The following is an 8,060-nucleotide window of genomic DNA, read 5'->3' on the forward strand; positions in this document are numbered from 1 at the left end:
CTCTTGAGCTCGATTACAGTCCAACCCGAAGAAACCCTGGCCACCGGCACCGGCCCCCTGAGCGGCTACGTGGTCCTTGACCTGACCCGTGCACTGGCCGGGCCGCATGCCGGAATGATGATGGGCGACCTGGGTGCCAAGGTCATCAAGATCGAAGCGATGGGCACCGGGGACGACACCCGCGGCTGGGGCCCACCCTTCGTCGGGCCGGAAGACAACCGGCAGGCCACCTACTTCCTGTCATGCAATCGCAATAAGCAGTCTGTTGCGCTGAATTTGAAGGATTCCGCGCACCAAGCCAAGCTGGCCGAGCTGGTCAGGAACTCGGATGTGCTCATGGAGAACTTCCGCACCGGTGTGCTGGACCGGCTCGGCTTCAGCGTCGAGGTGCTCCATGAATTGAATCCGCGGCTGGTGATCCTGTCCATTACCGGCTTCGGGCACGACGGCCCCGAATCCCACCGCAGCGGCTACGACCAGATCCTGCAGGGCGAGGCCGGGCTGATGTCCATCACCGGCTCCGGCCCGGAGGATCCGCAGAAGGTCGGGGTGCCCATCGCGGATCTGCTCTCGGGGATGTATGGAGCGTACGGGGCGCTGGCAGCGCTGCTGGAACGCGAAAGGACCGGTCGCGGCCAAGTGGTCCGCACCTCCCTGCTGGCCTCGATCATCGGGGTCCATGCCTTCCAGGGCACCCGGCAGACCGTGGCCGGGGAGAATCCCCAAGCCATCGGCAACCACCATCCCTCCATTGCACCCTACGGCCTGTATTCCTGTGCCGATGGGAAAGTGCAGATCAGCATCGGCAGCGAAAAGCTCTGGCAGGCCTTCGCCTCCCGGTTCGGCTTGCCCGCCGGGGATCCCCGCTTTGCCAGCAACTCCCAGCGTGTGGAGAACCGCGCGGCGCTCAATGAGCTGATCGAACGGGCTTTTAGCGCATACGATGCGGCGCAGCTGCTCAACTCCCTTGACGCAGCCGGCATTCCAGCGGGAAAGGTGCGCTCCATCGAGGAGGTCTATGACTGGGACCAGGTCCACTCCCAAGGGCTCATCGTGGAGGTGGAGCACGAAGTGCTGGGCAGGGTCAGCCTGCCCGGCCCTCCCCTGCGCTTCTTCGATGCCGCCACCAGCAAGGAGACCACCCGCAAGGCGCATACCGCTCCGCCCCTGCTCAATGCAGATGCAGCGGACGTGGACCGCTGGCTCGAAGAGAGGAAGGAAGACCAGTCATGAGCACCAGAACCCAACGGATTGACGCGTCGGCGCTACTGTCCATCGTCTTGGATGAAGACTCCTTCGAGTCCTGGGACAGCCAGCCGCAGCAGCCCGAGCTCAGCGAATCCTATGCGGCCGACCTCGATGCCGCCCGCGCAAAAAGCGGCACCGATGAATCGGTGCTCACGGGCAAGGGGCTGATCCAGGGCCGCGAAGTGGCGGTGATCGTCTCGGAATTCAACTTCCTGGCCGGTTCCATCGGGCAGGCTGCCGTGAAGCGCATTGTCGCGGCCATCGAGCGCGCAACGGCGGCCGGACTGCCGCTGCTGGCGGGGCCCGCTTCCGGGGGCACCCGCATGCAGGAAGGCACCTTGGCCTTCCTGGGGATGGTCGCCATCACCGATGCGGTCCGCCGGCACAAGGCGGCAGGACTTCCCTATCTGGTCTACCTGCGCCATCCCACCACCGGCGGTGTCATGGCCTCCTGGGGCTCTTTGGGGCACATCACCGTTGCCGAGCCAGGGGCGCTGCTGGGTTTCCTGGGTCCACGGGTCTACCAGGCACTCTACGGACAGGACTTCCCGGAGGGCGTCCAGGTCTCGGAGAACCTGTTCCGCAAGGGCTTGATCGACGCGGTTGTCCCGCCGCAGGACCTTCCGCAGCTAGTGGACCGGGCACTGCAGATCCTGCAGCCGGTACGAGATTCCGGCGCTTTCCCGGCACCGGTGGGCAGCATCTCGTGCAGTGCGGACGAGGACGCCTGGCGCTCTGTGCAAGCCAGCCGGAACCCGCGCCGACCGGACACCCGGATGCTGCTGGCCTCAGCTGACGACGCGCTGCCCTTGAACGGAACCGGACAGGGAGAGAAAGACCCCGGGCTGATGCTGGCGTTGGCGCGGTTCGCAGGACAGCGCTGCGTGGTGCTCGGCCAGCAGCGGCCGCGGCACCCGGACACGGCCAGCCTCGGGCCCGCCTCGCTGCGCGAGGCCCGCCGCGGGATGCAACTGGCCCAGGAACTCGGCCTGCCGCTGGTCACCATCATCGACACCACCGGCGCCGAGCTCTCGGTGCAGGCAGAGGAAGGCGGGTTGGCCGGAGAGATTGCCCGTTCGCTCAGCGAATTGATCGGCTTGCGGTCCCCCTCGGTGTCGGTGCTCCTCGGCCAAGGTACCGGCGGCGCCGCACTGGCGCTGCTGCCGGCGGACCGGACCATCGCAGCCCGCAATTCCTGGCTCTCGCCGTTGCCGCCCGAGGGCGCCAGCGCCATCATGCACCGCAGTACCAGCCATGCCCCGGATATGGCCCGCCAGCAGAAGATCGGCGTTGCTTCGCTGTGCGACTTTGGCCTGGTGGACCACGTGGTGGACGAGTTCGATGACGCTGCCACCCGGCCGCGCGAGTTCTGCCAGGAACTCGGAACGGCTATTGCTGCGGAAATCTCCCTGGCCCTTGCCATTCCCGAAGCAGATCGGTTGGAGCGCCGGCAGAAAAAGTTCCAGAACTTGGGACGAGCCTCCAGCTAGTTCCGCACTGGGACACCGGGCCGGTCCGGCAACGGCTGCTGGACCCGCCATTGGCATGCCTGCCACCGCCACTGCCGTCTCGCCGGGCCGGCCGGCTGCACCCTGCAGGCACGAGGAAGTTCAAGGATCAGGCTTCCTCCCCAAATGCCGGCCGCCCTGCGTAGAGTGGGACTCGACAGGAACTACCCAGCGAGGCGGACTATGCGCGAGCGCAAATCGATGATCGATACGGCCAAGGACATCGCGTCCGGCGCCCACGAAGGACAGGTCGACAAGCTCGGCGCCGCGTATATCGGGCATCCGGCACGAGTGGCCGGGCACGCGCGCGACCTCGGCGGTTCGCCAGAAGCCATCGCGGCCGCCTGGTTGCATGATGTGATCGAGGATTGCGACGTGAGCGCGGCGGACCTGCGTGCCGCTGGCCTTCCCGACACGGTCATCGTGGCGGTGGAACTGCTGAGCAAGCGGCCCGGGCAGAGCCTGGAAGAATATTGCGCCGGGGTGCGCGGCAATGCGCTGGCCTTGCTGGTCAAGGAAGCGGACCTGGCCGATAACACCGACCCGGAACGCACAATCCAGCTGGATCAGGCTACCCGGCAACGGCTGGCCGAGAAATACCAGCGCACCCGGTCCCTCCTGGGTCTCTAGCAAGGCACCGAGTCCTGGGGTCACCCCGGGTCTGCCCGGAAATAGCTCCTTGCCAAGATCCCCGCCACGCACGGCCAGCACTTCTTCGCCGGCATCCGGTGGCGGCACCTGATCACCGCGCAGAACTCGGAATGCTGGATATTTCCCGCAGCCCCCTTGCAATCGGGCGCCATTGGGCAAGACTGGGACTATGGCAACAGGCAGAAGAACAGTGTTCGAAAACCGCAGCCATGCCGGCGCCGCGCTGGGCATGAAGCTGTCCACCCTGCTGCCCGCCGGCGAATACACCGTGCTGGGTTTGCTGCGCGGCGGAGTGCCCATCGCCCATGAAGTGGCCAAGGCCCTCGGGGCCACCCTGGGCGCGGTGGCGGTGCGCAAGCTCGGGGTGCCCAGCAATCCTGAACTGGCGTTCAGCGCCATTGCCCGGTACGGGACTGGCAGCGCTCGCCACATCAACGAGGCGATCTACCGCCGGGCGCTGCAGTATTTCGGCAAGGACGAACTCGAATCCCTGGAACGCGGCACCGCCGCCGACCTGCTGGCCCTGGCCGGCACCTTCAAGGACTACTGCCCCGATGTGGCCGGGCGCGACCTGCTGCTTTGCGATGACGGAATGGCCACGGGCGCCACGATGAAGGCCGCGCTGGACCTAGTCCAGGGGTTGGCTCCTGCCTCCATCCGGCTGGCGGTTCCGGTGGCTTCGCCTGAAACGGCTGCCGAATTGGCACCCCGGGTCAATGGCATCTGCCAACTGCTCACCCCGGATAACTTCACCGCCGTCGGAGCCTTCTATGAGGACTTCGGGCAGGTGGGCCAGGACCAGGTCCTGGAAATGCTGCGCTCCGCGCGGTGAGGTCCCAGGACCGCAGCCCGGGACATTGCGTCCAAGTTCCGGGTTAGCCGGTGGCACCGGTCAGCTTCACGACCGAACACATCCAGCCCCGCACGGGCAAGGGCCGGCAAGGAGGAATCCAGCGTCATTCCCTGCTCCCGGCTCCAATTGCGTCTGCCGGTCCTGCTGCCCCGGTGATCTCATCCCTGGTGCGCCGAAACCGTTTCCGGGCGCCACGAGGCAAATGCCAGCACCGTACCGACCACTCCGATGCCGACCAGGACCAGAGCCGCAGCCCACAGGCCGATCGAAGCGCCCAGGGCGCCGGCCACCGGATAGGTCAGCAAGAAGCATGCATGGGACAAGGAAAATTGCGCGGCAAAAACACCGGGGCGGTTTTGCTCGGTGCTGTTGCGGCGCAGCAGCCTCGACGAGGGCGTGAGGATAGTTGCGGTCGCCGCACCCAGGGCCAGCCACAGGCCAAGGAGCCCGGCCCATTGGCCAGAACCCTCGCCCCAGCCGATCACAGCGGCACCGACGAACAGCAGCAGCGGCATCATCACGGCGCCGGCGAGCATCACGCTGCGGTCTTCGAATCGCTCCAGCAACCCCGGCATGCCCAGTGCCACCGCCATCGAACCTGCACCGTATGCTCCGAGCAGCAGCGCCACATCCACCTGCGAACGGCCCAGATCCCCCTTCACCAGCACCACTGTGTTGACGATGACCATGGCGGAGATCGCGGCGACCACCAGATTCAGCGCCATCAGGCTGCGCAGTTCCCGTGCCGCCCAGAATGCCCGGGTTCCCCCGGTGAGGCGATGGAAGAAGAGCGACTTCTGGGGCGGCGGGATCGCCGGGAAGCGCGTCGCGGCAACAAGCAGAGCAGACGCGGCAAAGCCGAGCACGGTCCCGGCGAAGAGGTTGTGGTAGCTGGTGACGGTCAGCAGCGCGGCCGCCAGCATCGGGCTGGCCAACGACTCCATGTCATAGGCCAGCCGCGACAGCGACAAGGCCCGGGTGTAATCCCGCTCATCGGGCAGGATCGAGGGAATGACCGCTTGGAACGCGGGGGTGAAGGTCGCCGATGCTGATTGCAGTACGAAAATCAGCACATAGATCTGCCACGCTTCGCTGGCGAATGGGAGGCAGAGCGCCACTAGTCCACGAATGATGTTGGACCCGATGAGCACGGGTTTGCGCGGAATATGGGAAACCAGGGCATTGGCCACAGGAGCAACGGCCACATAGGCGACCATCTTCACAGTCAAAGCCAGCCCAAGCACTAGTCCCGCGTTGCTGCCGGCAATATCGAAAGCCAGCAGGCCCAGGGCTATGGTGAGCAGGCCCGTACCCAGCAGCGCAATCATCTGGGCGCTGAAGAGCTTGGCGTACCCCTGGTTCTTGAGTACTGCGAGCATCTTTGCCGACTCCCGTATCTTTTGCCGCTAGCCCTGCGGGGCTTCGTGATGCAGCGGCAGCTGGCCGTTGGATACCGAATGCTCCGCCTGCTTGATCGCTTCGCTGACCAGGCGCGCCGGGTGCTCATCGGTGAGGCTGTACAGGACCTTGGTTCCGTCCTGGCGCGTGGTCACCATGCGCGCCATGCGCAAACGGGCCAGGTGCTGGGATACCCCCGAAGGGCTCTTCTCAACCAGCTCTGCGAGCGCGTTGACCGAGAGCTCACCGGCACGGCGCAGATGCAGCACAATCCGGATCCGTGTGGCATCGGACAGCAAGCCGAAGACTTCCGCGGCCAGCTCCACGAAATCCGAGGAAGGATCCGGAGCATAAATCTTATTATCTGCATGCATGCTAATAGACTAATGCTCTCGCCCGGTATTGCCTAGGGCACATCGGAAATTTTCCGCGTCCGACTGGAACTAGAATTGGAGCCATGACTGCAACGCTCGTGGCCAAGGACCTGACTGGCGGCCACGCCCACCGGACCCTCTTCTCAAATCTGAACTTCACCGCCGCACCCGGTGATGTCTACGGCGTAGTGGGTGCCAACGGCGCTGGCAAGTCCACACTGCTCTCGCTGCTTGCCGGGGCCGCGGCCCCGCAGGCCGGAACGGTGAGCACTGCCCCGGATTCTGCGTTCATCGGCTGGATGCCCCAGGAACACGAGCGCATTCCAGGTGAAACCATCACCGCGTATTTGGCCCGCCGCACCGGTTGCGCCGCGGCCACCACCGCCATGGAATCCACCGCCGAAGAACTTGGCAGCGGCAAGCCCGGTGCGGATAACGCCTACACCGTTGCATTCGACCACTGGATGGCCTGTGGCGCCATGGATCTGGAAGACCGCATCCCCGAGGTGCTGGCCAAGCTCGGTTTCACCCTCCCGGTAGAAACCGAGATGACTGCCCTGTCCGGCGGCCAGGTAGCCCGCGTGGCTCTAGCAGCCCTGCTGCTCTCCCGCTTCGATGCGGTGCTGCTCGATGAACCGACCAATGATCTCGATCTCGAGGGCCTGGAGCATTTGGAGCATTTCATCAATTCCCTGCGCGCGCCGGTGATCCTGGTATCGCATGACCGCGAGTTCCTCTCCCGCTGCACCACCGGCATCATCGAATTGGACCTGGCCCAGAACCAGGTAGCCACCTATGAAGGCGGCTACGACTCGTACCTTGCCGAACGGGCCATCAACCGCACCCATGCCCGTGAGGCCTACGAGCAGTTCGAGAACCAGAAAGCCGATCTGGTCTCCCGCGCCCGCACCCAGCGCGAATGGTCCTCGCAAGGCGTGCGCAACGCCATGCGCAAGGCGCCGGACAACGACAAGATCCGCCGCCGGGCCAACTCCGAGTCCTCGGAAAAGCAGGCCGCCAAGGTGCGCCAGATGGAATCGCGCATCGCCCGGCTCGACGAAGTGGCCGAACCGCGCAAGGAATGGGTCCTGCAGTTCTCCATCGCCGCGGCTGAGCGCGGGTCCTCGGTGATGTGCACGCTCAACGAGGCCTCGGTATCCCACGGGAACTACGCTTTCGGGCCAGTTTCGGTGCAGGTCAACGCCGGGGACCGGATTGGCATCACCGGCCCGAACGGAGCAGGCAAGTCGACCTTGCTGAACCTGCTGCTGGGCAAGCTGGCCCCGCACAGCGGCTCGGCATCCCTGGGCAGTTCGGTGAATATCGGAGAAATCGACCAGGCGCGCACCCAGCTGCCCGGCGACCTGCCATTGGGCGAAGCCTTCGAACTGGAAGTGCCCGAGTACTCCGCCGCGGAGGTGCGCACCCTGCTTGCCAAGTTCGGCTTGAAGGCCGACCAGTCCTCGGCCCTGGTGGATTCGCTCTCCCCCGGCGAGCGAACCCGCGCATCCATGGCGCTGCTCCAGGCCCGCGGGGTGAACCTGCTGGTGCTCGATGAGCCGACCAACCACCTGGACGTACCGGCCATTGAACAGCTCGAGGAAGCCCTGGAAGCTTACACCGGAGCACTGCTGCTGGTCACCCATGATCGCCGGTTGCTGGAGAATGTGCGACTGGATGCCCGATGGGAAGTTGCACAGGGTCAACTAACGGCCCATTTCTAGGGCCTCACTTGGGCACTTATTGCACTGGCAAGTTCACAGCTATCCAACGTAGGATTGGCACTATGGGAGCCGAGTTTTTCAGTTCTTTCGACTGCGAAGTCGACGCCTAGTACCCAAGGATATTTTCTTGAGCAGCACTGCAACACTCCATCCCCAAGGGCCAACGGTCAAGCCGGGAGATCCCAAGAGCTTCTTCCACGTCAAGAAGCTGGTCACCGAAGCTGGACTGGTCGGCCGCCGCCGCGGGCACTATCTCGGGTTGGGCATCGTGCTGACGGTGCTGCTAGCCGGTACCGTTACCGGT

Annotated in this window: 7 protein-coding genes; 5 read left to right on the forward strand and 2 right to left on the reverse strand. The window is 65.1% G+C overall.

Annotated elements, in window-relative coordinates; genetic code table 11:
- Window positions 1–3 precede the first annotated feature (3 nt).
- From EDF61_RS15835 to EDF61_RS15850, 4 genes are all read left to right on the forward strand, one after another.
- A complete protein-coding gene (locus EDF61_RS15835) occupies window positions 4–1,233 on the forward strand; it encodes a CaiB/BaiF CoA transferase family protein (protein WP_286172293.1) in 1,230 nt (409 codons plus the stop codon).
- Complete coding sequence (locus tag EDF61_RS15840; RefSeq protein WP_133834734.1) at window positions 1,230–2,738, forward strand: carboxyl transferase domain-containing protein; 1,509 nt, start codon at window positions 1,230–1,232, stop codon at window positions 2,736–2,738. Before EDF61_RS15835 ends, EDF61_RS15840 begins: the two co-directional genes overlap by 4 nt.
- A 201-nt stretch (window positions 2,739–2,939) precedes the next feature.
- A complete protein-coding gene (locus EDF61_RS15845) occupies window positions 2,940–3,386 on the forward strand; it encodes an HD domain-containing protein (protein WP_208294288.1) in 447 nt (148 codons plus the stop codon).
- 190 nt (window positions 3,387–3,576) lie between these two features.
- Window positions 3,577–4,239: a phosphoribosyltransferase gene (locus EDF61_RS15850; RefSeq protein WP_133834735.1), complete on the forward strand. Its 663-nt coding sequence runs from the start codon at window positions 3,577–3,579 to the stop codon at window positions 4,237–4,239.
- Between the two features lie 179 nt (window positions 4,240–4,418).
- Here the strand turns inward: EDF61_RS15850 and EDF61_RS15855 are convergent, their stop codons facing one another.
- Window positions 4,419–5,639, reverse strand: a complete 1,221-nt coding sequence (locus tag EDF61_RS15855) for an MFS transporter (RefSeq protein WP_133834736.1) — start codon at window positions 5,637–5,639, stop codon at window positions 4,419–4,421.
- A 27-nt stretch (window positions 5,640–5,666) separates the two neighbouring features.
- Window positions 5,667–6,032, reverse strand: a complete 366-nt coding sequence (locus tag EDF61_RS15860; protein ID WP_105658020.1) for an ArsR/SmtB family transcription factor — start codon at window positions 6,030–6,032, stop codon at window positions 5,667–5,669.
- A gap of 83 nt (window positions 6,033–6,115) precedes the next feature.
- Between EDF61_RS15860 and EDF61_RS15865 the strand changes: the two genes are divergently transcribed.
- Window positions 6,116–7,756: an ABC-F family ATP-binding cassette domain-containing protein gene (locus tag EDF61_RS15865; RefSeq protein WP_133834737.1), complete on the forward strand. Its 1,641-nt coding sequence runs from the start codon at window positions 6,116–6,118 to the stop codon at window positions 7,754–7,756.
- Window positions 7,757–8,060 lie beyond the last annotated feature (304 nt).

This window comes from Arthrobacter sp. JUb115 (genome assembly GCF_004365035.1).
Classification (GTDB): Bacteria; Actinomycetota; Actinomycetes; order Actinomycetales; family Micrococcaceae; genus Glutamicibacter.

What these genes read in the sequence shown, in the direction of transcription:
- EDF61_RS15840 (WP_133834734.1), top strand. Translation starts at nt 1,230, where the DNA reads ATGAGCACCAGAACCCAACGGATTGACGCGTCGGCGCTACTGTCCATC.
- EDF61_RS15845 (WP_208294288.1), top strand. Translation starts at nt 2,940, where the DNA reads ATGCGCGAGCGCAAATCGATGATCGATACGGCCAAGGACATCGCGTCC.
- EDF61_RS15850 (WP_133834735.1), top strand. Translation starts at nt 3,577, where the DNA reads ATGGCAACAGGCAGAAGAACAGTGTTCGAAAACCGCAGCCATGCCGGC.
- EDF61_RS15855 (WP_133834736.1), bottom strand. Translation starts at nt 5,639, where the DNA reads ATGCTCGCAGTACTCAAGAACCAGGGGTACGCCAAGCTCTTCAGCGCC.
- EDF61_RS15860 (WP_105658020.1), bottom strand. Translation starts at nt 6,032, where the DNA reads ATGCATGCAGATAATAAGATTTATGCTCCGGATCCTTCCTCGGATTTC.
- EDF61_RS15865 (WP_133834737.1), top strand. Translation starts at nt 6,116, where the DNA reads ATGACTGCAACGCTCGTGGCCAAGGACCTGACTGGCGGCCACGCCCAC.